Origin of the sequence: Bacillus sp. CH30_1T, assembly GCF_008364765.1 — a bacterium.
GTDB lineage: Bacteria > Bacillota > Bacilli > Bacillales > Bacillaceae_B > Rossellomorea.
Window position 1 is genome coordinate 287544 of the sequence record NZ_VTUY01000007.1, and the last position, 26098, is coordinate 313641.

At 40.3% G+C, this 26098-nt stretch carries 27 protein-coding genes and 1 riboswitch; of the genes, 2 read left to right on the top strand and 25 right to left on the bottom strand.

The window, feature by feature from the left end:
• Position 1: 1 nt before the first annotated feature.
• Positions 2-1468 (bottom strand): RecQ family ATP-dependent DNA helicase, encoded by a 1467-nt coding sequence (locus tag F0342_RS16530; protein ID WP_149156965.1) that lies wholly within the window; start codon positions 1466-1468, stop codon positions 2-4.
• Complete coding sequence (locus F0342_RS16535; protein WP_188048586.1) at positions 1446-2516, bottom strand: YpbB family protein; 1071 nt, start codon at positions 2514-2516, stop codon at positions 1446-1448. The genes F0342_RS16530 and F0342_RS16535 overlap by 23 nt, the downstream gene beginning before the upstream one ends.
• A 223-nt stretch (positions 2517-2739) precedes the next feature.
• Between F0342_RS16535 and F0342_RS16540 the strand changes: the two genes are divergently transcribed.
• On the top strand, positions 2740-2988 hold the full coding sequence (locus tag F0342_RS16540) for a ferredoxin (protein ID WP_113967637.1): 249 nt from the start codon (positions 2740-2742) through the stop codon (positions 2986-2988).
• A 100-nt stretch (positions 2989-3088) separates the two neighbouring features.
• Here the strand turns inward: F0342_RS16540 and F0342_RS16545 are convergent, their stop codons facing one another.
• The 15 genes from F0342_RS16545 to F0342_RS16615 all read right to left on the bottom strand — a co-directional run bounded on the left by F0342_RS16545 (position 3089) and on the right by F0342_RS16615 (position 18657).
• A complete protein-coding gene (locus tag F0342_RS16545) occupies positions 3089-3658 on the bottom strand; it encodes an ECF transporter S component (protein ID WP_149156967.1) in 570 nt (189 codons plus the stop codon).
• 154 nt (positions 3659-3812) lie between these two features.
• Positions 3813-3946: riboswitch (FMN riboswitch) on the bottom strand.
• Positions 3947-4060: 114 nt separating this feature from the next.
• Positions 4061-4972: a M23 family metallopeptidase gene (locus F0342_RS16550; protein ID WP_149156968.1), complete on the bottom strand. Its 912-nt coding sequence runs from the start codon at positions 4970-4972 to the stop codon at positions 4061-4063.
• Positions 4973-5659: 687 nt separating this feature from the next.
• Complete coding sequence (locus tag F0342_RS16555) at positions 5660-6898, bottom strand: hypothetical protein (RefSeq protein WP_149156969.1); 1239 nt, start codon at positions 6896-6898, stop codon at positions 5660-5662.
• The gene (sigX, locus tag F0342_RS16560; RefSeq protein ID WP_149156970.1) at positions 6870-7424 is read right to left on the bottom strand and encodes an RNA polymerase sigma factor SigX; all 555 of its coding nucleotides are present in this window, start codon (positions 7422-7424) and stop codon (positions 6870-6872) included. The genes F0342_RS16555 and sigX overlap by 29 nt, the downstream gene beginning before the upstream one ends.
• Before the next feature lie 281 nt (positions 7425-7705).
• The gene (locus F0342_RS16565; protein WP_149156971.1) at positions 7706-9472 is read right to left on the bottom strand and encodes an ATP-binding protein; all 1767 of its coding nucleotides are present in this window, start codon (positions 9470-9472) and stop codon (positions 7706-7708) included.
• Positions 9469-10185, bottom strand: coding sequence for a response regulator transcription factor (locus F0342_RS16570; RefSeq protein ID WP_149156972.1), 717 nt, complete (start codon positions 10183-10185; stop codon positions 9469-9471). Before F0342_RS16570 ends, F0342_RS16565 begins: the two co-directional genes overlap by 4 nt.
• A 115-nt stretch (positions 10186-10300) precedes the next feature.
• Complete coding sequence (ccsB, locus tag F0342_RS16575; RefSeq protein ID WP_149157019.1) at positions 10301-11476, bottom strand: c-type cytochrome biogenesis protein CcsB; 1176 nt, start codon at positions 11474-11476, stop codon at positions 10301-10303.
• Positions 11460-13127, bottom strand: coding sequence for a cytochrome c biogenesis protein ResB (gene resB / locus F0342_RS16580; RefSeq protein WP_149156973.1), 1668 nt, complete (start codon positions 13125-13127; stop codon positions 11460-11462). Before resB ends, ccsB begins: the two co-directional genes overlap by 17 nt.
• Before the next feature lie 34 nt (positions 13128-13161).
• On the bottom strand, positions 13162-13692 hold the full coding sequence (gene resA, locus F0342_RS16585; RefSeq protein WP_149156974.1) for a thiol-disulfide oxidoreductase ResA: 531 nt from the start codon (positions 13690-13692) through the stop codon (positions 13162-13164).
• 259 nt (positions 13693-13951) lie between these two features.
• Complete coding sequence (locus F0342_RS16590; RefSeq protein WP_149156975.1) at positions 13952-14683, bottom strand: pseudouridine synthase; 732 nt, start codon at positions 14681-14683, stop codon at positions 13952-13954.
• 147 nt (positions 14684-14830) lie between these two features.
• Positions 14831-15358: a spore maturation protein gene (locus F0342_RS16595; RefSeq protein ID WP_149156976.1), complete on the bottom strand. Its 528-nt coding sequence runs from the start codon at positions 15356-15358 to the stop codon at positions 14831-14833.
• The gene (locus F0342_RS16600; protein ID WP_149156977.1) at positions 15359-15952 is read right to left on the bottom strand and encodes a nucleoside recognition domain-containing protein; all 594 of its coding nucleotides are present in this window, start codon (positions 15950-15952) and stop codon (positions 15359-15361) included.
• Positions 15945-17105 carry a D-alanyl-D-alanine carboxypeptidase family protein gene (locus F0342_RS16605; protein WP_395940695.1) on the bottom strand — a complete coding sequence of 387 codons (1161 nt, stop codon included), beginning with the start codon at positions 17103-17105 and terminating at the stop codon, positions 15945-15947. Before F0342_RS16605 ends, F0342_RS16600 begins: the two co-directional genes overlap by 8 nt.
• A gap of 207 nt (positions 17106-17312) precedes the next feature.
• Positions 17313-17906, bottom strand: a complete 594-nt coding sequence (scpB, locus tag F0342_RS16610; RefSeq protein WP_149156979.1) for an SMC-Scp complex subunit ScpB — start codon at positions 17904-17906, stop codon at positions 17313-17315.
• Entirely contained in the window at positions 17896-18657 is a 762-nt protein-coding gene (locus F0342_RS16615) for a segregation/condensation protein A (protein ID WP_149156980.1), read from the bottom strand. Before F0342_RS16615 ends, scpB begins: the two co-directional genes overlap by 11 nt.
• A 182-nt stretch (positions 18658-18839) precedes the next feature.
• On the opposite strand from F0342_RS16615, the gene F0342_RS16620 reads away from it, so the two are divergent.
• Positions 18840-19361 (top strand): DUF309 domain-containing protein, encoded by a 522-nt coding sequence (locus F0342_RS16620; RefSeq protein ID WP_149156981.1) that lies wholly within the window; start codon positions 18840-18842, stop codon positions 19359-19361.
• A gap of 28 nt (positions 19362-19389) precedes the next feature.
• Here the strand turns inward: F0342_RS16620 and F0342_RS16625 are convergent, their stop codons facing one another.
• The 8 genes from F0342_RS16625 to spoIIAB form a co-directional block, all read right to left on the bottom strand.
• Positions 19390-19764 (bottom strand): GNAT family N-acetyltransferase, encoded by a 375-nt coding sequence (locus tag F0342_RS16625; RefSeq protein ID WP_149156982.1) that lies wholly within the window; start codon positions 19762-19764, stop codon positions 19390-19392.
• 363 nt (positions 19765-20127) lie between these two features.
• Positions 20128-21429 (bottom strand): diaminopimelate decarboxylase, encoded by a 1302-nt coding sequence (gene lysA, locus F0342_RS16630; RefSeq protein ID WP_149157020.1) that lies wholly within the window; start codon positions 21427-21429, stop codon positions 20128-20130.
• 77 nt (positions 21430-21506) lie between these two features.
• The gene (locus F0342_RS16635) at positions 21507-22985 is read right to left on the bottom strand and encodes a spore germination protein (protein WP_149156983.1); all 1479 of its coding nucleotides are present in this window, start codon (positions 22983-22985) and stop codon (positions 21507-21509) included.
• Positions 22978-23547 (bottom strand): stage V sporulation protein SpoVABEA, encoded by a 570-nt coding sequence (spoVAEA, locus tag F0342_RS16640; protein WP_149156984.1) that lies wholly within the window; start codon positions 23545-23547, stop codon positions 22978-22980. Before spoVAEA ends, F0342_RS16635 begins: the two co-directional genes overlap by 8 nt.
• 22 nt (positions 23548-23569) lie before the next feature.
• Complete coding sequence (locus F0342_RS16645) at positions 23570-23992, bottom strand: stage V sporulation protein AB (protein WP_149156985.1); 423 nt, start codon at positions 23990-23992, stop codon at positions 23570-23572.
• The gene (locus tag F0342_RS16650; protein ID WP_149156986.1) at positions 23982-24602 is read right to left on the bottom strand and encodes a stage V sporulation protein AA; all 621 of its coding nucleotides are present in this window, start codon (positions 24600-24602) and stop codon (positions 23982-23984) included. Before F0342_RS16650 ends, F0342_RS16645 begins: the two co-directional genes overlap by 11 nt.
• A gap of 274 nt (positions 24603-24876) precedes the next feature.
• Positions 24877-25641, bottom strand: coding sequence for an RNA polymerase sporulation sigma factor SigF (sigF, locus tag F0342_RS16655; protein WP_113967614.1), 765 nt, complete (start codon positions 25639-25641; stop codon positions 24877-24879).
• 12 nt (positions 25642-25653) lie between these two features.
• Entirely contained in the window at positions 25654-26097 is a 444-nt protein-coding gene (gene spoIIAB / locus F0342_RS16660; RefSeq protein ID WP_149156987.1) for an anti-sigma F factor, read from the bottom strand.
• Between the last annotated feature and the right edge of the window lies 1 nt (position 26098).

Genomic DNA, 26098 nt, shown 5'->3' on the forward strand with positions numbered 1-26098 from the left:
CTTATCCTAATAATAATTTTTCCAATCTTTTTTCCCATCTTGTTTCAATCTGGTTTTGAATGTCCGTTGGTCGACACTTGAAATCATTAAGGGAATAACCGCATTGATTACAACAGAAGCTATTCTCCTGTTGAAGCACTTCATCAAAATAATGAAGGAGCTTCTCTCTTCTACAGGAATCAACCTGCAACCACTCGATCATGGAGAGTAATTTGTCCTTCTTGTATTGTAAACGATTGTTTCGAATTTGTTTCATTTTTTCTATTAATCTATCATGATTTATAGGCTGCCCTTGAGTCAGTTCATCTGAATAGTGCGTAAGAAATCGATATTGAATCTCCGACAGTTGTAACTGATCTATTATCTCTTTTTCCTGACCCTGTCTGCTTTCCTTTACATATCTCTGTATTTGTATATCTTCAGGTAATTCACTTTGAATTAGCTGCAGAGGGATCGAAAGGTCTTGTTCAGAGTATAACACGACAGAGACACTGCTTTCCCCATCTCGTCCCGCTCTTCCGACTTCTTGTGAGAAAGCTTCTATGTTTGAAGAGAAATGAAAATGAATGACAAATCGAATATTTTCCTTATTTACACCCATACCAAATGCAGAGGTGGCACAGATGATTTTTAACTTATTGGAAAGGAATTGTTGTTGGATCAATATCCTATCCTCTTGTTCCATTCCCCCATGATAGTGAGCAACACCTGATACTCCATTTTCCCCAAGCCATAAAGAAACGTCTTCTGCCATGCGTTTACTTGAGAAATAGATAATACCCGGCCCACCCCATGTTGTCACATACTCTAAAAGCTTATCCAGTTTATCACTATGATCCGTGACTTTCTCAACGAACAGACCGATATTTTCCCGATTAATTGAATAGACTATTTCCACAGCACCTTCCATTTTGAGCACTCGTTTAATGTCTATCCTCACTTCATCAGTGGCAGTCGCCGTTAATGCCAAGGTTGTCGGGTTGCCAATCTTCTCTTTTAGCTCCCCCAATTTTAAGTAATCAGGTCTGAAGTCAGGACCCCACTGAGATATACAATGTGCTTCATCAATGACAAATAATGAAATGTGTAAAGTTTGTAGTAAGGGAATAATAGTCGGACTCATTAACAATTCCGGTGATATGAAAATAAATTTATAAACGTGTAATTGCTCAAGGGCAGCTCTTCTTTCCATATAAGGTAAAAAAGAATTCAGTGCAATCACACGTTTTTCACCCATTACTTTCATCTGCTCCACTTGATCCTGCATTAAAGACAGAAGTGGAGAAACGATTAATACTTGTCCTTTCATTAGATACCCGGCTAATTGATAGCAAAGCGACTTACCGGTTCCTGTGGGAAGCATCGCCAACGTATCCCGTTGATTTATAACAGATTGAATGATCTCCTCCTGGCCTTCTCGGAAGGAAGAATAGCCAAATCTCTCTTTAAGCTCTTGTTGCAGATTCACGGTTCTCACCTGCCTTCGCAATCGCTACTCTAATTTGAAAATAAGATAAATGAGGAATCTTCTCTTTTATCGGTTTTAGCCTTTTAGTTTGAGCGTCATTCATAACTAAAAGCACATTCTCATATTCCACTTGAGAAATGAACGGATCTATTGCAAATTCTTTCTGAGTTAAGATTAGTTCAATCACATGATCTTCAATGGTATTTATCTTTAAATCACGTATACGTGCAATTTCTTCGATTGAATGGCCCCTTTGATACAACTCATATGTTTTGCTTGTTGAAATGGTCAGATTTTGCAGGTGATCACTTTTTAAGCTAATTGAATATAATAAGGGATAAGTTGAAGGTTCTCTTTCTAATTCAAATAGTATACCGTGTATTAAATTAAGAAACTGAAAGCGAAATTCTTCTTCATGCATTTTCAATTTTTCAGCAACTTGTAATTCTGTACATCCATAATCCTTGTATCCCGTTAAGCGGAATACGAGAATGTCTGGATTTAAGGTTTGCGATAGACTGCTCAACAGGCTATACAGCTCTTTATGCAAATCAGAAGACAACTTTTCAATATTAGGGTGTGCTCGTAAACAGCTCTTTACCCATTTTTGTATGTTTTTGTTACGTTGAACAGGAAAATAGAACGTTTCCTGCTGTTTCCCGTTTGAAAGAACCTGAACAAGGAGGCTTAATCTTTTCCAAAACAGAAACGTTTGATCACCATAGACAAGACCGTTCATATTTGATGGAAAGGAGTCACCCTGAAAACCTTTTTTGACAGAATCAGTACCATCGGTGGTCACAATCACCTTCCCACTATCGCCGACAATGATATACCCCAATTTCTCTAATTCCTTTACCTTCTGATTAAAGTATGCTCTTTTAAGCTTAGGTAAAGAGAGGAAAAATGGCTGCAAATAAAAGATATGAGCATCTTGGATCGACTGGGAAGATTTTTTTCCTTTTAAGATATGAAAAACAGAGTAAATCGATCGCTCTCCATTTATTTGCAAGAAACAATATAAAATCACATAATTAAGATAGGTCAAATCTCTACTCCTTAACATGTAGGTTATTGTCAAATATTGTACCATGAATTTGTTGTTTAACCATGTTTTGTTTTTCATATATCGGATAAAAATAAAAAGAAACCACCTAACTATTGAAAAGTTATACAATCCTCTATAAAATAAACATTAAGTGATTTTTCACAAACTTACATTGTGTATAATGATGAATTATATAGAATTATTTACTCGGGAGGTTTTTTCTTTGCCAAAATATACGATCGTTGACAAGGATACATGCATTGCATGTGGAGCGTGTGGGGCTGCTGCTCCAGATATTTACGACTATGATGATGAAGGTATTGCATTTGTAACATTAGACGATAACCAGGGGACGGTCGAAGTTCCTGACGTATTAGAAGATGATATGATTGATGCATTCGAAGGTTGTCCTACAGATTCCATTAAAGTAGCTGACGAACCATTCGACGGGGATTCACTTAAATTCGAATAGTAGTTCCGGAGCTAAGGGGAATTTCCCCTTAGCTTTTTTTTGCTGATGACATAAAAAAAATCCCTCAAATGTCATTGAGGGATTTATATTTATATTTGCACTATGCCGCTTTCTTTAGGGCTGTCTGTCTTGCCAACCAGCCTTGAAGACGAACAAATAGTAAGATGAAGACTGATGTTACAAGGATTCCTTTTAAAATGTTGAAAGGAACAATTCCTGTAATGATAATCTCAGCAGGAAGCTCAAAATTCATGAAGTATTTATATGCGGGAAGGAATACAAAATAATTAAGAATTCCCATACTGATACTCATGACCACAGTTCCTGTGATAAGTCCGATCAACAAACCTTTTTTAGATTGTAAACGTGTATAAATATAATATGTCGGAAGAATCAAAAGCACTCCCGCCATAAAATTTGCAACATGACCAATCGGAACGCCGGTATCGCTTCCTGTCATGAAGTAATCAATCACGTTCTTGAATAATTCAACTAATATTCCTGCAAGAGGACCTAATGTCACTGTCGCAATCAATGCAGGCACATCACTGAAATCTACCATTAAAAACTTTGGAAATGGTGGAATCGGGAAGTTAAAAAGCATTAACACATAGGATATGGCACTTAACATACCAACCGTTACAAACGTGCGTGTATTCATTTTTCTCATAAATCTCTCTCCTTTAGGAGATTCATCTCATATCGAAGATAGCTTAAGCCAAAGGTAACATTAAAAAACTCCTAGATACGTATATCTAGGAGAATGATAAGGCATATCCTAATAAACGTTCAGCTTCCCATTTTCTAAACGTTCTGGCATAAACCTTCATCTTCTCCCATCCAGACTATACTGTCGGCTTTGGAATCGCACCAAATCCTGCCCCTGAAGGCTCGCGGGCTTAGAGACAGATGTCTCATCACCGCCGGTAGGGAATTTCACCCTGCCCCGAAGACGAATCTTTATTTTTTTATACATTTTCATTATACATAATGACGAGGGTTATGTGAAGGAAAACACTTCGAATTCGAAATATTTTTGTTTACTCATGGTATATTCAGGTTTACGCTTCCATTATTGTATGTTTAATACTTGTTGAGGATATATAGGTGTCTTAAGATCCAGGCCATTCCAAGCCACCAAGTCATTCACATCAACTCCTTGTGCGACTGAAATGGAGTATAAGGTGTCCCCTTGTTTCACTACATACCCACCCCCGGCTGGTTGAGGAATGGACAATGATTGATTAACTACCAAATGGGTTTCAACTAAACCATTGGCACTCTTAATATCTTCTACAGATATATTGTATTGTTGAGAAATCCCCCAGAGGGTTTCTCCCTTATGTACGACATGCTTTACCATGTTTTCATTATTATGATTTTGTTTCGTACTTACATCATGGGTGATATCAGCTGTTCCAGAAACACCCACTGCCTGATAGGGATCCCTCTCCTGAGCAAACACAAGCTGCCCGACCTCACCTTGTCCAAATACCATATAGGGATCGATTGCATTTTCCTTATCAATCGTCCATTCACCCCTGTGCACCTCAAAATGCAGGTGAGCTCCTGTCGATCTGCCTGTATTTCCTAAATTTCCAAGCTGTTGACCTTGGCCCACTTCTTGATTTTCTTCAACAAGCCGGCTCTCAAGATGAGCATAAACGGTTTCATATCCATTTTCATGCCTTATGAATACCACATGTCCGTAACTTGGAGATAGATATGATCTAATCACCTTACCTTTTGAAACAGAATAAACAGGAGATCCTATGTCTCCACCTATGTCCATTCCTTTATGAGTACCAGACCTTGTCCCATACGAATCCGTTATCATCCCTTCAACAGGAAATGTCCAGGATACCGTTTCCTGCGTGATCTTACTCGTCTCTGCTTTCGCTATCTTTCCTGTAAAGAACATAATGCTCACACACAATGCTAACAGGAATACGATTAAAAGCCTTCTTACATAATCCAAAATCATGCTTGTCCTCCTTACCCATTTAACGCAATACCTTATTTCTTCCCTACTGAAGCCTCACGTCCACTACCTTTTCATCTATTTACCCATTCTTACCTTCTCACCATCATTTCATGCACTCCCCACTATATGTAGACCCTCCATTCAATATTCACAAGTGAATGAGATAATTTTCCTTTGAGTAGTTTGTCTAAGTTCGAGATAAATATACACCCAAAAGCGGAGGCGGCTTGGTTAGAGGCGACAAGCATAAGACGAACGTGCCGGAAAGGCGTACTTTGCCTTTTTGGCATGTTTGACTTATGACCTCGAGCCTCTAGCCGCCGGAGCTGGACGACACCAAAAGCGGAGGCGGCTCGTTCAGCACCGACAAGCATAAGATGAATTGGCCGGAAGGCGTTCTTTGCCTTCTTGGCCAATTTAGCTTATGACCTCGAGGGGCTAGCCGCCGGAGCTGGACGACACCAAAAGCGGAGGCGGCTCGTTCAGCACCGACAAGCATAAGATGAATTGGCCGGGAAGGCGTTCTTTGCCTTCTTGGCCAATTTAGCTTATGACCTCGAGGGACTAGCCGCCGGAGCTGGATGATCGGAAATGTGGAGCCGACTGGTCTGGCCCGACAAGCATGCCCTTCACACAAAAAAAGACTGGAAACGGATTCCTTTCCCGCTTCCAGTCTTTCTTTGATAACTAATTTTCGAATGTTTTCTTATTCGGGCTGATAGGAGTCTCAATGGGTTCATTGAATATGAATCCATTCCAGCTTTCCTGTTTAATGTTTTCAAATTGAACTCTTTCATACCCGGAGCTTTTGCTTGTCAGTAAAATACCTTCAATCATTTCCATGGCTGTTTCATTGTCTAATGTTTCTATGTCCAGTTCATTTAAGAAATTGATGGTTAGATATTCATCTGATTCCGTTACACTGATATTGATGTTTTTCGGAATCACACTTTGAAAAAGGTTCGTTTCCGAGCTTTTCATTGCCTGAATGGACTCTTTGACATTTCCTCTATTTATATTATCCGGTACGAGGAAGCGTTCCCTTCCATTTGGCGAGTAAAGGTAATAGGCAGTATGAGCATCTTCATTAAGGTCGATTTTCCAGAATTTCCCGGTGGAGCTGAATTCCGGAACTGAGCCGTCTTTTTCTTGAAGAACCACTTCATTTAACCCCTTATGCTGAAATGAGTATAATAGAGTATGGTAAAAAGCATATTCCACTGCACTACCGCCACTATATGAATGCTCAGGATCCAAAGTGAATATGACTTTGTTTTCACCCAATGTAAATTTGCCTTTTAACGGGAGAAAGTCTTCCATCCCCCACTCACCTTCAGGCAACTCACCTGCAATTTCTTCATGACGGGTCAACCAGCCTTCTTCCCCTTCTGCCGGTCGATCGACAATTGAAATAGGAACAGGTACCGCTTCCGTTGAAACGAGTCCATAAGAATAGTAGTCCTTCCCCTCTAAGTCTTCTTCGTATAAAGATAATCTTTCTGCCGTAGATGGTTGAAGGTCTTTTTCAGTCTCAGCCATACTAAACTCGTTATTATCCTTATCGGCTGTAATTTGGTCTTTATCCGTGTCATGTATCATTTCTGATTTATCATCTGATTTCGCCAAGGAATCTTGTGCTGACTTCGTTGCTGACTCCCCACCTGAAGATTCCGTTGATTTCATTTCAGACTTTTCTATACTATTTTCATTGAATTGATTTAATACGGTTGGAGCAAGCATGACCATGATGAAAATGGCTGCCAGCGCTGCGACTGTTGGAATAAAACGGTTAAAAGCAAAAAACGTCTTTTTGTTCTGACGTTCTATTTTTGCATATATCGATTGAGGAGTTCGATCATCTTTGATTGGAGGAAGCTTCTTGACGAGTTCCTCTATATCACGATCTTTCCATTCTGACTGTTTCAATGTCTCTTTCCTCCTTTGGTAGCCGTTGATTCATTTCAATTCTTAACCACTTTATGGCTCTATGCTGGGTCGTTTTCACTTTACTTTCAGACCAGCCCAGGACTTCAGACGTTTCAACAATTGAAAGTTCTTGTAAGTAACGCATAATAATGACCATCCGAAAATCCGTCGAACAGTTTTTCAAACATTCGTACAATACCTGAACTTCTTCCTTCGCAACAGTAATTTCTTCCGGGAGTGCCCCATCGTCTGTCACATCATTCCGGCTCCAATCGAATTTATCCAATATCCGATGCTTCCAGTTCTTCTGTTTTCTAAAATGATCTATGGCTACATTTTTTGCAATCGAAAAAAGCCACGTTTTTTCAGAGCTTTTACCTTCAAAACGCTCATGCGATTTAAGCACCCGGATATATACTTCCTGCACCAGATCTTCAGCCTGTTGCTTATGCTGTACCATGTATATAAGGAATTGAAAGACGTCCTGATGATACTCAGTGTATAATTTCTCAAAAACGGAGTCCACTTGCTTCCCTCCCCGTCAATTTATTAGTCGTTTTCTCTGTAAAAAAGTTACACACTATCAATATAGTATTTTTCTGTTCAAAAGGAAAGACTTATATTTAATATAGGTTTTACCTCAAATTCACTTCAAATAAAAAGTCAACAAGGTACTTATCCCCTGTTGACTTCACATATTCTTATCATTTTTTCAACATCATTTTCTACTCGCAGAGAAAAAATAAAGAATGTTTCCCATGTAACAAGAAAAATCGTCAAGTTTCTATGGATATCATCGATTCTTGGCTAAATGGGAAGAAAGAAAGTGAAGGTTGTCCCTTGATCGACTTTACTTTGTACTTGGATATGACCTTTATGGGACTCAATAATGTTCTTTGCAATCGCGAGCCCCAGACCAGTACCGGACTTCCCTCTTGTTCTTGCTTTATCCGCTTTATAAAAACGCTCGAATACGAAAGGAAGATCTTCTTCAGGAATCCCGGAACCCGTGTCTTTTACGTGGAATAAATAACCGCCCTTGCTTTCCGTCAGGGAAACCGTTACTTCTCCACCTGTAGGAGTATGTCTTAAAGCATTATCAATAAGATTGGTTAATACTTGTTCAATTCGGTCCGGATCCATGTGAATTTCATTTTTGATTCCTACGTCACTTTCAAAGTAAACGGATACCTTTTTTTCTTTGGCCAATCCAATAAATTTATTCGTCACCCTTTCAGTGAAAGGCATGACACCAATGACATCTTTATTTAGAGTGATATGCCCTGCTTCCATCCGGGCCAAATCCAGAAGGTCATTGACCAAACGGCCCATTCGCAATGACTCATCATAAATAATTCGGGCTATCTCTTTCTTTTCTTCTTCTGTTTCCGCAATATCATCTACGATCGCTTCACTATATCCTTGAAGCATAGAGATTGGCGTACGGAGTTCATGAGAGACATTGGCGATAAAGTCTTTCCGAAGCTTATCCAATCTTCTCTCTTCTGTCATATCGCGCACGACCGCCACGGCTCCCCTGATGTTGTTGTTATTGTAGAGAGGACTGATAATCACCACATACGAACGCCCCTGCAGACTCAATTCACCTGTCTGCTCCATTTCTGTCACGACAACGCTCTGCAATAATTCTTTTACAGTAGTAGGGATGGCTTCTTCACTGTTTTCACTTTGCTCATAATACCAATGTTGCAGGAATCGATCGGCAGGTGGATTAGTGATCAAGATCGTGCCGTCTCGATTAAAGGTGATAACTCCATCAGCCATACTGCTCAAAATAGAGGAGAGCTGCTCTTTCTCCTGGCTCAATGCGTTAATGTGAAATTTTAGCTGCCTGCCCATTTGGTTAAACCCTGTTGCAAGCTCACCGATTTCATCCTTCGTCAAAATCGGAACCTTTGTATCAAACTTACCCTTAGCTACCTCAAAGGCTGCTTCCCGCATTTTCCTAAGTGGTGCAGTGATACGTGTGGAAAGGAAGAAAGCAAAGATGGTTGTTAGAATAATGGCAATCCCGGCAGCGAGCAAGATCAGTTTCGTTGTTTGACGGGTTGTATCTTTAATAACACCAAGAGACTGATAGAGATATACCGCTCCATCTTCCTCATCAATATGAAGAGGAGTCCCTACAATGATGACATTTTCATATCGGTTCGACGATAGTTCCGAAGATAACTCAATCTCTTTCTTGATGGTGATTTCTTTTGTTTTCACCGATTGAAGTTGTTTATCACCTGAAATATACTCATGAATATTCTTTTGAAACGCTGTAGAATCCTGGGAATATAGTGATTCATTTTGATCTAATGAAATAATGATATTGATTGGATCATCGATGATTTCTTTCCCCAGTTCCATCCCCAGTTCCAAGTCTTTATGATTCTCAATGACTCTCGCCACTTTTTCAGCCGTTTGGGTTAATTCTTTTTCAACCACATCGACGTGATAGTTTTGAAAGAATTCCAGTAAAAGAATCGTAAGGATAAATAACACAAAGGAAACTAAGAGCAGAATCGTTAGCCACAGCTTCCCTACAACACTACGCCATAGCCTCATTCATTTGTTACCTCGAACTTGTAGCCTACTCCCCATACGGTAACAATCATCTTTGCAGCCATCTCGGATACTTTATTCAGTTTTTCTCTTAATCGTTTCACATGGGTATCGACCGTACGCAGGTCCCCGAAGAATTCATAATGCCACACTTCCTTAAGTAGGTGCTCACGGTCAAACACTTTGTCAGGAGCTTTTGCAAGGAAATAAAGGAGCTCGTATTCTTTTGGTGTTAAGTTCACATCTTTACCGTCAGCGGTTACCCGATGGGCATCATTATCGATCGTAAGATGAGGATAGACAATCAGGTCCTTCGCCTTGGCATCTGTTTGAATAAAGCTTGTCTTTGAAGAACGTCTTAATAACGCTTTCACTCTCAGTACCACTTCGCGAGGGGAAAAAGGTTTCACTATGTAATCATCGGTCCCCACTTCGAACCCTTGCACTCTGTTCACTTCTTCTCCTTTAGCAGTAAGCATGATCACGGGCGTCGCTTTCTTTTCACGAAGATGCTTACACACTTCGATCCCATCCATCCCTGGCATCATGATATCCAATAAGATACAGTCGTAATCATTCTCCAGAGCAAGCGCTAATGCTTCCTCTCCATTTTCGGCTTCATCAATTTCATAGTTTTCTCTTTCAAGATACATTTTTAACAGTCTACGAATCCGGTCTTCATCATCTACAACTAAAATTCGAATATTTTCCTCCATGGGTATATCCCCCTTTTGTCTAATTAAACCATATTATCCTTATTTTATATGAAAAAAGAAGCTGACTCAAAGAGAATATCACTCTCATTATGGTCAGCTCCCTCCCGTTCGTTATTTAAGCGTATGAATGTAATCCTGCGATAATGAGGTTAACAGCCACCAGGTTAAATAGAATAATGGCAACCCCGATGACGGCTAACCATGCAGACTTCTCTCCGTGCCATCCTTTAGAGAGGCGCAGGTGCAGAAATGCTGCATAGAATAAGAATGTAATTAATGCCCATACTTCTTTGGGATCCCATCCCCAGAATCGAGTCCAGGCAATTTGAGCCCAAATCATTGCAAAGATGAGCCCTCCCAGTGTAAAGACTGGAAAGCCGATTAATACTGAGCGGTAACCGATTTCGTCCATCAGGTCCAGATTCACATTTTTCACCAATGGCTGTAATTTCGCAGCTATTCGCTTTCTGAAGATTAAGCGTAATAGAAGATAAATTCCAGTACCAATCAGAAACGACCAAATAACGGTATTAAGTTTCTTAGCATTGATGAGGGCTGGCATTTCCACCAGCGGCTCCATTACGTTGTCAGTTAATAGTTGGCCTTCATTCGGTCCGACAAGGGCTGGAAGTGTATATTCAGAAATCGCTTCCGCTCCTTCTTGATTGACATATTGAAAGTTCGCTTCGTAATTCCCAAGGGTAAAGGCAGTTGATGCAACTACAAACCCTAAAACGACAACTAAAGAATACATGACGGTTTCAAGCCAAAACGATTGCTTGTTTCCTTTTGTATGTTTCACAGATTTCAATAAGTAGATCAACCCTGCCACAAAACTGATGGATAAAATGGCTTCACCGGCTGAAACAGTTGTGACATGGATTTTCAACCAATCACTTTGAAGAGCAGGGATCAATGGACTAATGTCTTTAGGAAACATACTGGCATAGGCAATCACCAGAAGTGCAAATGGTAATGCAATGACACCGAGTATCGTTGTTTTATACATAAAGTAAAGAATGATAAAGGCTCCGACAAGCGTCATTCCGAAAAAGGTTGTAAATTCAAATAAATTACTTACTGGAGCGTGTCCTGCTGCTCCCCATCTTAAAAAGAAGTAGCCTAATTGAGCGGCAAATCCGAAAAGGGTTAAAACAATTCCAATTAATCCCCACTTTTGCTGATTCGTTTCAGTTGTATTTTTTTGGCGGATGCTCCCACCAAAAAACAACGTAGCAATCAAATACATTATGAAGGATACATAGAGTAAATTACTACTCCACTCTGCCATTGTTATCGTTGACATCTTCATTCCTCCTTGCTTCGTCTTTTTGTAGTTGATCTTCAGGTTTCTGTATTCCAGTACCTTCCAACACGAAGTTAATTTCATTTTTTAATCCATGCCAATTTTTATTCGTATGACCCGCTACGATGACTCCATCTTCACTTCGCCTGATCCAGATTCTTCGGTGGTGCCAATAAGCACCTTGGACGACACCTATCATAAAGATGGCTCCACCAACGGCAAGTATCCAAAGAGTGAGATCCTTATGAACGGTTAACGCAGATACATCTCTCGTCTCCACACCCGCAAATGACAATTTATATTCATTGTCACCAAGAGGTTCCAGATTTTGCTGGATTCCTATAAAGCTCACTTCACCATCTGGATTTTCAGGCGAAAACAATTTAAAAAGGAATGCTGGGTTATTCGGTAAAGGCGACTTGGTTTGCGGCTCTCCTTGTTCATTAAATCCAGAGAAGTCAGGGTAATATCCCATCAATTCTACTTTATACCCTTCTTCAAATGTATAGGTATCCTGAGGATCAAATAGATCGACGGTAAATTTGCCGAAGCTGTCCCCGGACTCTTTATTATCAAATGTAAAGGACATTGATTTAAATTCGTCTAACTTGTAACTGGTTTGATATACAGCAAAATTCCCAAATTTAAGGGGGTGGTTCACTTTAATGGAATCCTCTTTTTCCACTTCCCGATCAGCCGTTTGCCCTGGAAGTTTATCTCCGGATTCTTTATACAGTACCACGTCAGACTGGAAATTCTTTGCGATGGTTCCATTCTTATCAATGGCTTCTCCAAATACTTCTTTGTCTTTATCTTTATCGTATGTCTCTAACGTAAATCCTTTATTTTCTAAGTAATATTCTTGTTTCGTACCAGGAACCGCCCTTGTTTCACCTTCACGGATCCACACGGTTTCATCAATATACATTCCTGGAACGAATCGCAGCATGCCCCCGAAAAGGAAAATGATAAGACCAATATGATTGACATATGGACCCCATCTCGAGAAACGATTTTTCTCTGCAAGAATGTTACCGTCTTCTTCCCGGATCTTATATTTTTTTTGAGTTAACTTTTCCTTAATCTTACTTATTGAATCATTGACCTCTACCATTTCTGTTTTCCCATAGATTCGTTGACGCTTCAGGAAACCAACATGTCTGGAAACACGTTGATTCTTGAGGGCACGATAGAGGGGAATCACCCGGTCCAGACTGCAGATCACGAGGGAAACTCCAATCGATGCGATTAATAATAGATACCACCATGAACTATATAAATCATGGAACCCTAACGTATAATATAACTCTCCAAAAAAGCCGTATACATCTTCGTAGTACTCATTTGCCGGCTGTCCATTCGGAATATACTGTTCCTGGGGCAAAATCGTACCGACTGCAGAGGCGATAAGTGTGATGACAATTAACCATACGCCAACCTTAACAGATGAAAAGAAATTCCAAATCTTATCGACTATCGATTTGTTATACGTTTGGGAACGTCTAGCACTACCCTCGTATCGCATGTCATGAAGCTTCTCGTTCTTCGCTTCATCCGTTAAAGCACGTCCACAGGATTCGCAGAGAACGGTACCATTCGGGTTTACATGACCGCATATACATTTGATCTCTTTCATGTTAAAACTCCTTATATCAAGTTATACTGCTGAGTTAAGGCTTGATGCTCTCTAAATCTTCAATGATATCGTTTTCTGACATCGTTCCTGTAATGATTTTTTCGATTTCACCTTGAGGGTTAATGAGGAATGTCGTTGGTAACGGATCAATACCGTATGCGTTTTGAACTTCTTCTTCCTCGTCTACTACAATAGGGAACTCTAATCCGTGTTTTGATACAAATCGGTTGATTAGGAAATCCGATTCCCCTACATTAACAGCCAATATCTGTACACCTTGATCTTTATATTTCTCATATTGATTATTCATATAAGGCATTTCTCTTTCACATGGTTTGCACCATGTTCCCCAGAAATTCAAGAATACCCCTTGTCCCTCATAGTCGGACAAACGATGTTTATTCCCTTCCATGTCCTCTAATACAAAGTCAGGCGCTTGATCTCCCACCTTCAACTTCCCTCTTTCATCCTTCGTAAAGTTTGCATACAGCGTATATGCAACCGCAGAAGTCAGTACAATGAGAATAATGGTCCGGATGAGTAATCTGCGTTTTTTCTTATCCATGTACGTGTGCCTCCCATATTGAAATCGTTCTCAAAAAATGGAAATGTTTTTTCTCTCTTTACAGTAGCAAAGGGCCTGATTTTCATAAGAATTCTCTTATGAGATCAGTCCCTGCCATAATGTAATGTTCCATTCCTTCATAATAAGCAGGGAAATATCCCTGGATTTCAGGGTAAAATTCCTTTCCCATTATATCATTTATCACTTTATAGATAGTGTAAATTATATGAAGGATATGTGACACTTTCCATACTATTCTTTATCGGATACTTCCTGTTTCAGCCAGTGTTCTCAACTGTTTCACTTCATGTGGAGTAAGCTCTCTTCCTTCTCCAGCGTTCAACCCATGAAGAGTAAGGAATGCATATCTTTCTCGTTTCAGCTTTTGAACCGGATACCCAAGGGCTTCGAACATTCTGCGTACTTGTCGGTTTCTGCCCTCATGAATGGTAATTTCGACGATGGATTTCCCTTGTTTCTTATCAATGCTTAATACTTTCACTTTTGCTGGAGCCGTCATTCCGTCCTCCAGTTTAACTCCTTTTTCAAGTTCTCTGATTTTGAATTTAGGAGGAATTCCTTTTAATCTCGCTACATACGTTTTTTCAATTTCGTTACTTGGATGCATCAGGGAGTTAGCGAAATCCCCATCATTGGTTAGAAGAAGAATACCTGACGTCTCATAGTCCAGTCTTCCTACCGGATAGATTCTTTCTTGTATTTCAGGGAAGAAATCCGTTACGACTTGACGGTCTTTATCGTCAGTCACAGCTGAAATGACCCCTCTTGGTTTATAGAGCATATAATATACTTTATTTTCTCTTTCAATCTGAATCCCTGTCACTTCAACTCTATCGGAATTAGAAACCTTGGTTCCTAACTCTTTCACCACTACTCCATTGACCTTTACTTTACCTTCTATAATTAATTGCTCAGCTTTTCGTCGAGACGCTACGCCACTATGAGCAATAACCTTTTGTAATCGTTCCACGGTCTTTCACCTCATTTAATTTTCAATACATTTGTCTTCATGAATTATTACACAATCCAGACAAAATAGAAAGGTATAAAGAAAAATCGACCTTTTCAGTCGATTCCTTTATACCTTATTGTTTCCTTTATTAATGGATGCCAACCATTAAAACATGATCGTGACGATGAAGATGGCGGCGACGATTCCGACGAGGTCGGCTAGTAAACCGACCTTCAAGGCGTCTCCCATCTTCCGGATCCCTACTGCCCCGAAGTACACGGTCAATACGTAAAGGGTGGTATCGGTACTTCCCTGTAAGGTTGATGCAAGTCTTCCAATAAAGGAATCTGGCCCGTGGGTAGCGACTATATCGCTCATCATACCCAGGGCAGCTGTTCCTGAAATGGGCCTGATCATGGCAAGTGGCACAATTTCAGGGGGAATACCGAGTGCAAGCAATCCCGGACGGATGAGGTTCACAAAGAACTCAAGTGCTCCTGATTCTCTGAAAATAGTAATGGCTACAAGCATCCCAATGAGAAAAGGAATGATTGACACGGCAATTTTAATGCCTTCTTTTCCCCCATCGACGAACACTTCATACGTAGGTACCTTTTTGAGTGTTCCATAGATTAAAATGAAGCCGATCATAATGGGAATCAACCATAATGATATCGTGGATATCCATTGCATCTACTTCACCTCTCTACGAGTACGTCTATAATGAAAATATCGGTCTATCAATATGGCTCCTATGGTCGAGAGCATGGTCGCGATCAAGGTTGGTCCCACAATTTCAGTCGGGGAAGCAGAATCATATTTCATCCGGATCGCAATGACCGTTGTTGGTATGATGGTCAAGCTCGACGTATTAATGGCTAAGAAGGTAATCATCGATCTGCTGGCATAGTCTCTTCCACCGTTCAGTTCCTTTAATTGCTCCATCGCTTTAATCCCGAGAGGTGTTGCTGCGTTTCCAAGACCGAACATATTGGCCATCATATTCGATAATATATACCCCATCGCGGGATGATTATCAGGCACCTCTGGAAACAACCGGGTGACAAAGGGTCTGAACAGCTTGGCCAGTTTATCCAATAATCCCGCTTCCTGGGCAATCCTCATGATTCCCAACCAAAACACCAATACACTGACCAATCCTATACAGAGGGTAACGGCTTCATTTGCAGAAGTGAAAATGGCTTCGTTTACTTCTTTCATTTTGCCATTGATAACGGCGAACACTAAACCGATGATGGTCATCCCAACCCAAATGAGATTAACCATGATTCCTGACCCCTATAAAGGACTCAAAGGAATAGGCCCAGAATTTCCACCAGCTCTTTTCTTTTTCAGCTTCACCCGTTGTTTTATAGAAAATGGGAAGAGTGTCTACTTCTTCGTCTTCTAAATACACAACAGCCTTCCCTACTACTTCAGGTACATTTTCATTCTTTAACCATTCCTCTTTAGGCTTTAACATTCTGTACTCTACCTTCACATCATCCACTTCATCATCTTGAAGTGTTAGGACAGATTCCCGTTTAAGATAGGCATGATCCTTGTAAATATCGTCATCCATTTTTTCAATCGTACCTTCTTCCAGGACGATCTTATAATCATATTGCTTAAACCCGTATTCAAACATTCCAATATGATCATTCCAATCATCAGGTCCATTTAATGTAACGGCAATCAGGTTCTCCCCATCCTTGGAAGCTGTGGACACAAGCGTTCTTTTGGCTAGTTTCGTATATCCCGTTTTCCCACCCGTACTATGTTTATACAATTCTGTTAATAATCTATTTTTGTTTTTCCACTTACGGTCCCATTTTTCTTCAGGATTTGGCGCTGTATGCACTTTCGTTCCTGAAATTTGCTTGTATACTTCATTCTCCATTGAATATCTAGTCAGAACTGCCATATCGTATGCAGTGGAATAGTGGTCTTCATGATCATCGAGACCATGGGGATTGGAGAAATGAGTATTCTTCATTCCGATTTCATTCGCCTTTTCATTCATCATATAGGCAAACCCGTCAAGACTTCCTCCCACAGATTCTGCAATAGCGACCGCTGCATCATTCCCGGATCTCAACATAAGCCCGTAAACGAGATCTTCCAGCTTGATTTTCTCTCCCGCTTTTAGGTAAAGAGATGAACCTTCCGTTCCCGCAGCATTCGAAGATACCGTTACTTCCTTATCCATCATTCCGGATTCAACCGCAAGAATCGCCGTCATGATTTTTGTGATGCTTGCAATCCGACTTTGGCTGTGGGCATCCTTTTCATACAGAATCCGCCCCGTCTCCTGATCCATTAAAATCGCCCGCTGTGAACTAACAGAAGGTGCGGCCTGAACTTCATTGGAAACCACTACAAATAGCAAGGTGAGGATAAGAATATAATATATGTAATATTTCACTCTCTTTCGATTCACACCCATCTACTCCTTTAATTCTAACGTGTTTGTACAAGTTTATGCAGGACAAGGGGTAATATGAATGAAAGATCCGGAATTCGCACTTAGGTTCATTCTTGGCATTTAACCCACGAAAAGACACAGCAGAGTTTCCCTGCTGTGTCTTTTCGTGATTCTATTCTTTTTGGTACGAGTCTCTGCCTGTCCATTTATATTTGATCTGATCTACTCTTTCAATTCCATCGTTTCTTGAAATTTCTCAAAAAACAAATCCGCTTCATCCTGCATGAATTCGTCCTCGATATTTTCAGGTAAGGGAGGAAGTTCTTCTATTCTCTTCAATCCGAAATAGTCCAGAAATTCATTTGTCGTTCCAAATAAGTAGGCACGACCTGTCCCTTCTGCTCTTCCAACTTCTTTCACCAGTCCTTTTGACGTAAGGGTCTGAATGGGACGCTCGGTTTTGACACCTCTGATTTGTTCAATCTCCATCCTAGTGATCGGCTGCTTATAAGCGACAATCGCAAGTGTTTCAAGAGCTGCTTGCGATAAAAAGCTTACATTTGGTGACTCAACCAATTTCTTTAAATAATCGGCGTTGCTTTTTTTTGTCACCAATTGAAAAGTGTCCGCTATCTCTATTATATAAATCCCCCGGTTGGGATCTTTTTCATAATCCGACTTTAACTCCTCGATCACAGATATCGCTTCATGATCCCCGATTTCCAGAACAGAACAAACTTGCTTAAGTGAAAGACCCTCATCACCAGCTGCGAATAATAAGCTTTCCAGGATCCCTTTCCAATTACTACTGTTCAACTAGACCTACCTCCTCTCCTGCTTCAACAAAGATTTCCGTGAAGTTTTTTTCTTGATTGACAATGATTTGCTTTCTCTTCATTAATTCCAGTACGGCAAGGAATGTAACAACGAGATGTTCTTTATTATCAGAGGGGAAAAGACTTGTAAAGGATGTACGGTCTTTGATATTTCGCAGACTATGAAGAATATCATTCATTCTTTTCTCAATAGATATTTCCTGTCTGGTAATTCTGGTTTGCACGGGCCTTTGCAACTTCTTACGTCTCAATAACTTATGAAAAGCTCCTAACATATCATATAAAGACACTTGAACCTCACTATTCTTTAAATCCACTTCTTCCGTAAATTCCGTAAGATCACTTGGGGGCTTCGTATACACTTGTCCCCTTTCTTCCTCACGATGCTTCAGCTCATTGGCAGCCTCTTTAAACTTGCGATACTCAATCAACCTCTCAACTAATTCATCACGTGGATCTTCCTCTTCGAATTCAATTTCATCGTTTAAAAGTCCATCATCATGTTTAGGGAGAAGCATTTTACTTTTTATCGCTAATAAAGTAGCCGCCATCACTAAGTACTCACTGGCAACATCAAGTTGCAAACTCTTCATCGTATGTACATATAACATATATTGCTCAGTAATTTGAGCCATAGGAATATCATATATATCAATTTCCAACGAATTAATCAGATGCAAAAGAAGATCTAATGGACCTTCAAAAGCGTCAATCTTCACATTGTATTCCACTTTATCACCAAATTTCTAATTACAGTCATTCCTGATCGCTACTTAATAGTATAGTAGATTGACCACTATTCTCCAATAGAAAGTTTTTGTATAAAGAGGATGTACCTGTCGTTTTGGGAAAGATGGAGAATATGCTACACTTTAAATACTCAAACGCTATTTCATAATAAGGAGGGACTCACATGGTTTATCCTAAACCTTACTTAGAATTCTTAATGTATTTCCACGGAAATCGTGATTACTTCGAGTGCCATGAAGTGTTGGAAGAATATTGGAAATATAAGGATCCTAAGAACCGTTCTTCCCATTGGGTAGGTTTAATCCAGGTTGCTGTGGGATTGTATCATTACAGAAGAGGTAATTTATCAGGAGCAGCCCGGACATTTAAGAAAGCCGTTCAAAATATCGAACTGAATCAGGATGAACTTTCCCGATTAGGGATCCACCCTGTTAAACTTCAGGAAATGCTCGTTGATATCACCCATGGACTAAGTACCAATCAACCCTATAAGAGCATCAATATCCCCCTGACAGATGCATCTCTACAAAAGCAGGTCCAATCACTGTGTGAGGACAATGGGTACTCCTGGTGTTCTCCAAGTGATTTAAATAATAACGAGCTCATTCATCGTCATTCCCTGCGTGACCGTTCAGAAGTGATTTTAGAGAGAAAAAATGCATTACAACGAAAAAAAAGAGGATGACCACCTACTGTTCCGGTGGCCGTCCTCTTTACTGTTCTTCGTCTATTACTTTCTCTTGATCGATTTCGTCACACTTCTCAAAGAATGAAGCGGTCTCTGAATTCGGCTTCACTTCATGCTCAGAATGCATGTCTCTAAGATGCTTCACCATTGATTTCCCAATTCCTTCGTGCCGATGGGATGGATTAACGGATATATGCTGAATTTCTAAAGTGCTATCTGTCTTGAAAACTCCAATTAAACCTACTATGTCCTCTTCTTTCCATAAAAAGAGCTGCCAATTATCTTCAGTTTCGTATTGCTTCATCGTCTGTTGAAGCTTCTTCAAATCCTTTTCATTTGGCATGAAAGATAATAATCCCATTGCGATCTTTTCAAACGCCTTTTTATACCGAATTAACATATTTACCCCTCGTTATGTTTTATGCCTAATCTATTTATTTCCTATTATAGACAAAAACTAGAAATTTAATTGATATGAACGTTTATTTATCTTACTAAATTTACTTTTATTAATCAACTTTAACCAATCAGTTTCCAGCCAGGAACAGCCAGTAGATGACTCCCCATACTATGCCTGATACTAATAAAAACAAGAACAACCCCTTATTGCTGATTTTCATAAATGACTCCTTTGTCTACACTATATTCATCTATATATGTCATTGTTATTGTATAGTAAAATCAATATTTGTTAAAGTATGTAATTAAAAATGCAAAAAAGGTAGTCTTTAAGTACGATATACTTAAAGACTATGTTTCCAGCTTATTTAAACGTTACATCAAGTGAGACCAAATCCTCATATGTCTCTCTTTGAACAGCTAATCTTGCTTCTCCATTCTCGACAAATACGACAGCGGGTCGGGGAATACGATTGTAGTTATTCGCCATTGAATATCCATATGCACCAGTACAGAACACAGCAAGAGTGTCACCAGCTTCTGATTGTGGAAGGGGTAAATCCCAAATCAACATATCTCCGGATTCACAACATTTACCAGCGATTGACACGGTTTCTTCCAGGGGGTGATCTGCTTTATTCGCAATCATCGCTTCATATTTTGCCTTGTAGAGAGCCGGTCTTATATTATCACTCATTCCCCCATCAATAGCTAAATACTTTCGGATGTTGGGCACTTCTTTTCTTGACCCTAATGTATATAGGCTGGTCCCTGCATCACCAACAAGGGAACGGCCCGGCTCGATCCAAATCTCCGGCATTTCTAGGTTGTACCTCTCCACTTCCTGTTTTACAGCCGTAATCATTTCCTCCACATATTGTGCAGGTGGAATCGGGTCATCATCCTTCGTATAGCGAATTCCAAATCCACCGCCTAAGTTAATTACTCTCGGATCGTAATCATATTGAGATTTCCATTGGGCCACCTTCTCAATAATTTTTTTTGCAGCAAGAATAAAGCCTGTCGTCTCGAATATTTGTGAGCCAATATGGCAATGCAGACCTAACAATTCAACCCCGTCATAGCTCATCGCCATTTTCATCGCATCCCGGGCTTGACCATTCCCCAAATCGAATCCGAATTTGGAATCCTCTTGTCCGGTTAAAATATAATCATGAGTATGGGCTTCTATCCCAGGCGTCACTCTTAATAAAACCTTCGTCACTTTTTCAGTGGATTGTGAGATGGCATTCACAAGTTGCAGTTCGTAGAAATTATCGACGACAATGCAACCTATGTTGTTTTCAATGGCCATCATCAGTTCTTCTTCAGATTTATTATTTCCATTAAAATGGATGCGCTCAGGAGGGAATCCAGCTTTTAAGCCAGTGTATAACTCCCCTCCTGAAACCACATCCAGTGATAATCCCTCTTCTTTCATCAATTGAAAGACCGCGATACATGAAAATGCCTTACTGGCATAGGCAACTTCCGCTTTCACTCCAAGGGAATCAAATGTTTCTTTAAAGCCTCTTGCCCGTTCTCTAATGAGTGCAATGTCATAAACATAAAGGGGTGTACCGTATTGTTTGGCTAGTTCTAAGGTGCTCACCCCTCCTATCTTTAGATAACCATTTTTCACTTCTGATGATCCATGAAGATGCATGAAACGTCTCATTCCCCTCTTTAATGCTCTGCTAATTAAACGTAATTTACCACAGAATGAGAGTTGTTGCAATATTTCTAAGATTTCGCCGGCTGCTTATATTTATTTCTCGGCTGAACAATGCTAGGTCTGATTTTTGCTCCAGGCATAGAGCGGCGAATCAGGATCTGCATTAATGCTATAGGACTGAATGGCATTAACGGCCATAGATATGGGGTATTTAAAGACTTTATATTTGTAACGAATAAGATAAAAAGTGTGGTACCCACCATCAGTCCCGGGATATGGAAGAAGGCTACTGCAATAAGAAGAAACAGTCTGGCCATCTTGTTCGCGGCACTCAATTCATAGCTTGGTGTAGCGAACGTTCCTATGGATGCAACGGCTACATACAGGATGACTTCCGGTTGAAACAATCCTACATCAATGGCTATTTGTCCAATTAAGACTGCCGCTATCAGACCCATTGCAGTGGATAATGGGGTTGGAGTATGAATGGCTGCCACCCTGAACATTTCAACCCCGAAATCCGCTATGAACAACTGAACAATAACGGGAATATTCGTCTGTTCATTTGGTCCTACGAATTTAATAACCTCAGGTAAGAGGGATGGGTCCAACACAAATAGATACCATAGCGGGAGTAAAAATAGCGAGGCTAATATTCCAAGGAATCTAGTCCATCTGACAAAGGTCCCGACAGCCGGTGATTGTCTATATTCCTCCGCATGCTGAAGGTGATGGAAATATGTCGTTGGTGTAATGATGACACTCGGCGAAGTATCAACAAAAATAAGAACATGCCCTTCTAATAAGTGAGTTGCTGCGACGTCTGCTCTTTCTGTGTACCGAACGAGAGGATATGGATTATATCCTTGCTTCACAAGGAACTCTTCAACCGTCTTATCCGCCATCGTTAATCCGTCGATCTTAATACTTTTCAATTCTTTCTTGATGACTTCAATTAAGCTTGGATTTGCAACATCATTAATATAGGCAATGGAAATGTCAGTTTTAGATCGTTCTCCGATACGAAATATTTCAAACCTCAATCGGGGATCCCGAATTCTTCGTCTTGTTAAAGCGGTATTCACAATAATATTCTCTACATATCCATCTCGGGAACCACGTACTACCTTTTCAGTATCAGGCTCTGAAGGCTGTCGCCCGGGATAACTACGAACATCCACAATGATTGCCTCTTCGTAGCCTTCGACAAAGACTGCTATTAATCCTGATAGCACTTCGTCAACTGCTTCTTCAATCGTTTTAACCGGTTCAACCGATTGATGAACAAGTCGATTATGTACAATCTCATATAATCGGCTCGTTGCACGCTCATGATCATTGATCTCAACGAGTTCCTCCACGATTTGAATAATATAGGAGGCATCAGTCAACCCGTTTATATAGTAGAAGTGCACTCCTTTTTTCAAAACCATAAGTTTACGTACACCTAAATCAAAGCTTTTGTTTAACCCTACATTATTCTTCATGTACTCTTCTATAACAGCTAAATCTTTTGATATCGGTGTTTCTTTCGTTTTCTCAGGCATGATATCCGCTCCTTTCCAAGATGATTTCAACAGCCTTTTTCGTAATGGGTGAACCTTGTGAATAATGATCCCTTTTGGCCATTTTGCCTATGTCACCAATTCCGACAATAACGGGAACATCCAGCTCATCAAGGCAATAAACCGTATCTCCCGTTAATCTTCCGATCTCCATTTCAGGTACACCAAATTTATCTACCCCATATGGAGTTAATTCACCAAATTTATCAATGCACACATCCACTCTTGTCCATTCTGCCTGCCTGGTTTTACTTGCTACCGCAATGACTCCGAGCACGTCTATGCCAGGGTGGTTCGCAACATGCTTTAGTGCCCTTTCGCCTGCACCTTCTCCAATAAATCCACTATCATCAAACATCACAAAGACGGGGTCATTCTTTGCTCTTCTGATCAATTTCACAATCTCTGGTCCTGATAAGACAGAAGGATTCCCTTTAGAGCTTGAGATACATCGTCCCCCATACTCTTTTGCCACACACTCGATTGCCCGCTTGGCATATTCATCTCCATCTGTAATCAGGATCACTTTTCTTTTGTCGTCCATACAAACCCCTGCCTCTTGCTGTTTATTGATGAACCAAGTAGAGCCAATGAAAAAGTGAGCCGGCAATTTTCCCAAACACAATCGCCATAATGAGAATGACGATTTGACCTTCAATCCCAATTCGCTTTGCGAGGATCGGGAACACGTTCAATACCTCTGTTAATGCAGCCGCCAACAGCCCGATGAACACTCCGCTTGCTAAACCGATCGGCATAAGAACGAATGGGGAAAAGTGCAGCGTATAATTATTTAAGCTGACAAATCCTCCAGACAGTGCACCAATAATGACGGCCAGTTCAAAGTGGTGAATCATTTTCATTGTTTTTGTTAACTGAGTTAACCTTGGGATAATTCCTAATACGGTTAGAAAAGCTACAAACCCGGAACCGACTGCCAGTCCACCAGCAAAACCAATAAATACTGTAATCAATACGCTAATGGTCATCTAAATTTTTCTGACTTTCTTTATTTTCATGCATGATGACATACTGATCTAAATCCTGCTGGTAATTAAACATTTCAACTTCTAATGGACTCGGTTCTTCATTAAGTCTCTTTCGAAATACATGGTTGAAAAATAAGATCATCCCAAGGCCTAAACCGAATGAATAGGGAACTTGAAACAGTAATGGATGAGGATCCTCATCCCCAGTTACAAAATGATACAGCCGTTGATGAACTTCCCTCATACTTACATCTTCATGAAAATTCATAATTGCCAGGGCTGCACCGATGAATAAGAGTAACCAAACGCCAATGAAGAGCGGAAGAGAGATTTTCTTTTTCTCATAAATCACTTCAATAATACTTTGTGTGGGTCCAATCGTTTGTATATCAAGATCCGAGAAGTTCTTGCATATTTCTCTTATCACCCTCATCACATCGACCACAATGATATTCTTATCAGATGCTGTCACTTGATGGATCGGGATTTGCCTTAATTCTTCCAGAAAATTTTCAGGTGCTATGATTTGAGCAAGCTGTCCAAGCTTGACTGTACTCTCTTCCCTTACCTGCACTCGATGACGTAAGCGTATATACAAAATACCTTCCATGCAGTTCACTTCCTGAAAACATGATTTTCCCTTCGTACCAATAGTATGGATTAACGGAAATAATTTATGTAATGGCTGCATGTGGTCGGTTGAGATGTATAGAGGAGGAAGTGAGAAATAGTATAGATTCTGAAGGTCGGAGCTTCTGAAAATGGTAACAATTTCAAAGGGAGAATGTGGGGTCAATAGATAATCAACTGTTGTATTCATTTCACAAATTAAAAATAACCTTGTCGTTTCAACATGATTCGTTGAAACAACAAGGTTATTTTGCCTAAGATTCTGTATGCATATGATCTTTCATTGTTTGTAATATCTTCTTCTCCAGTCTCGATACCTGGACTTGGGATATACCCAGTCGATCTGCTACTTCCGATTGGGTTTGATCTTTGTAATACCTTAAATACACAATCAGCCGTTCCCGATCATCCAGTTCCCTAATGGCTTCTTTTAAGGCAATTTTGTCAAACCATTTATTATCGCTATTATCCGCAATCTGATCCAAAAGGGTAATGGGATCTCCATCATTTTCATAAACGGTTTCATGAATGGAAGAAGGGGCTCTGCTTGCTTCCTGAGCCATGATCACCTCTTCAACCGAATACTCCAGATGTTCGGCAAGCTCACTCACTGTTGGAACCCTCCCAAATTTCTTGGAAAGTTCATCCTTGGCTTTACGAATCTTGTTTCCCATTTCCTTCAGCGAACGACTTACCTTTACTGTTCCGTCATCCCGGATGAACCGCTGGATTTCACCAATGATCATCGGAACTGCATATGTTGAAAACTTGACGTCGTAGCTTAAATCAAACTTATCGACTGATTTCAGCAACCCGATACTGCCTATCTGAAAGAGATCATCAGGCTCATATCCCCGATTGAGGAAGCGCTGGACGACGGACCATACTAAACGCATGTTCTTCTGGACAATCAAGTCCCGAGCGCTTTGGTCACCGTCCTGGCTCTGCTTTATGAGCTCTTTCACCTCATGATCCTTCAGAAAGGTCTGTTCCTTTTCTTTTTTAACTTCGACATCCATGGGCACGACTCCTTAATTGCATAGCGCTTTACTATTGGTCAAGTGCTTCTTTAGTCTTACCGTGGTGCCTGTACCTGGGTGTGATGACACTTCTATTTCATCCATGAAATTCTCCATGATGGTAAAGCCCATTCCAGAACGTTCCAGCTCAGGCTTGGACGTGAACAAAGGTTGACGGGCTTCTTCTACATCACCAATCCCGACTCCTTCATCGCGGATGGTCATATCAATGTACCCATCCTCTTCCATAATGACGGAAATATAGACGGTACCATTCGGTCTGTTATCATATCCGTGAATGATGGCATTTGTAACGGCTTCAGATACGACTGTCTTGATTTCAGTCAACTCATCCATCGTCGGATCCAACTGTGCAATAAATGAAGCAACGGTAACTCTGGCAAAGGACTCATTTTGGCTTAAAGAACTGAATTGAATGTTCATTTCATTTCTCATG

Bases quoted from the DNA above. Each gene is read 5' to 3' on its own strand.
- spoVAEA (WP_149156984.1), bottom strand. From the start codon at position 23,547: ATGGACGACAAAAGAAAAGTGATCCTGATTACAGATGGAGATGAATAT.
- F0342_RS16570 (WP_149156972.1), bottom strand. From the start codon at position 10,185: ATGGAGGAAAATATTCGAATTTTAGTTGTAGATGATGAAGACCGGATT.
- F0342_RS16600 (WP_149156977.1), bottom strand. From the start codon at position 15,952: ATGGTTAATCTCATTTGGGTTGGGATGACCATCATCGGTTTAGTGTTC.
- F0342_RS16565 (WP_149156971.1), bottom strand. From the start codon at position 9,472: ATGAGGCTATGGCGTAGTGTTGTAGGGAAGCTGTGGCTAACGATTCTG.
- F0342_RS16625 (WP_149156982.1), bottom strand. From the start codon at position 19,764: ATGTTAATTCGGTATAAAAAGGCGTTTGAAAAGATCGCAATGGGATTA.
- F0342_RS16620 (WP_149156981.1), top strand. From the start codon at position 18,840: ATGGTTTATCCTAAACCTTACTTAGAATTCTTAATGTATTTCCACGGA.
- resB (WP_149156973.1), bottom strand. From the start codon at position 13,127: ATGAAAGAGATCAAATGTATATGCGGTCATGTAAACCCGAATGGTACC.
- F0342_RS16635 (WP_149156983.1), bottom strand. From the start codon at position 22,985: ATGCCTGAGAAAACGAAAGAAACACCGATATCAAAAGATTTAGCTGTT.
- spoIIAB (WP_149156987.1), bottom strand. From the start codon at position 26,097: ATGAGAAATGAAATGAACATTCAATTCAGTTCTTTAAGCCAAAATGAG.
- lysA (WP_149157020.1), bottom strand. From the start codon at position 21,429: ATGCATCTTCATGGATCATCAGAAGTGAAAAATGGTTATCTAAAGATA.
- F0342_RS16595 (WP_149156976.1), bottom strand. From the start codon at position 15,358: ATGCAATGGATATCCACGATATCATTATGGTTGATTCCCATTATGATC.
- F0342_RS16545 (WP_149156967.1), bottom strand. From the start codon at position 3,658: ATGAGAAAAATGAATACACGCACGTTTGTAACGGTTGGTATGTTAAGT.
- ccsB (WP_149157019.1), bottom strand. From the start codon at position 11,476: ATGGCAGAGTGGAGTAGTAATTTACTCTATGTATCCTTCATAATGTAT.
- F0342_RS16650 (WP_149156986.1), bottom strand. From the start codon at position 24,602: ATGGAAGGTATTTTGTATATACGCTTACGTCATCGAGTGCAGGTAAGG.
- F0342_RS16645 (WP_149156985.1), bottom strand. From the start codon at position 23,992: ATGACCATTAGCGTATTGATTACAGTATTTATTGGTTTTGCTGGTGGA.
- sigF (WP_113967614.1), bottom strand. From the start codon at position 25,641: ATGGATGTCGAAGTTAAAAAAGAAAAGGAACAGACCTTTCTGAAGGAT.
- F0342_RS16550 (WP_149156968.1), bottom strand. From the start codon at position 4,972: ATGATTTTGGATTATGTAAGAAGGCTTTTAATCGTATTCCTGTTAGCA.
- resA (WP_149156974.1), bottom strand. From the start codon at position 13,692: ATGGATAAGAAAAAACGCAGATTACTCATCCGGACCATTATTCTCATT.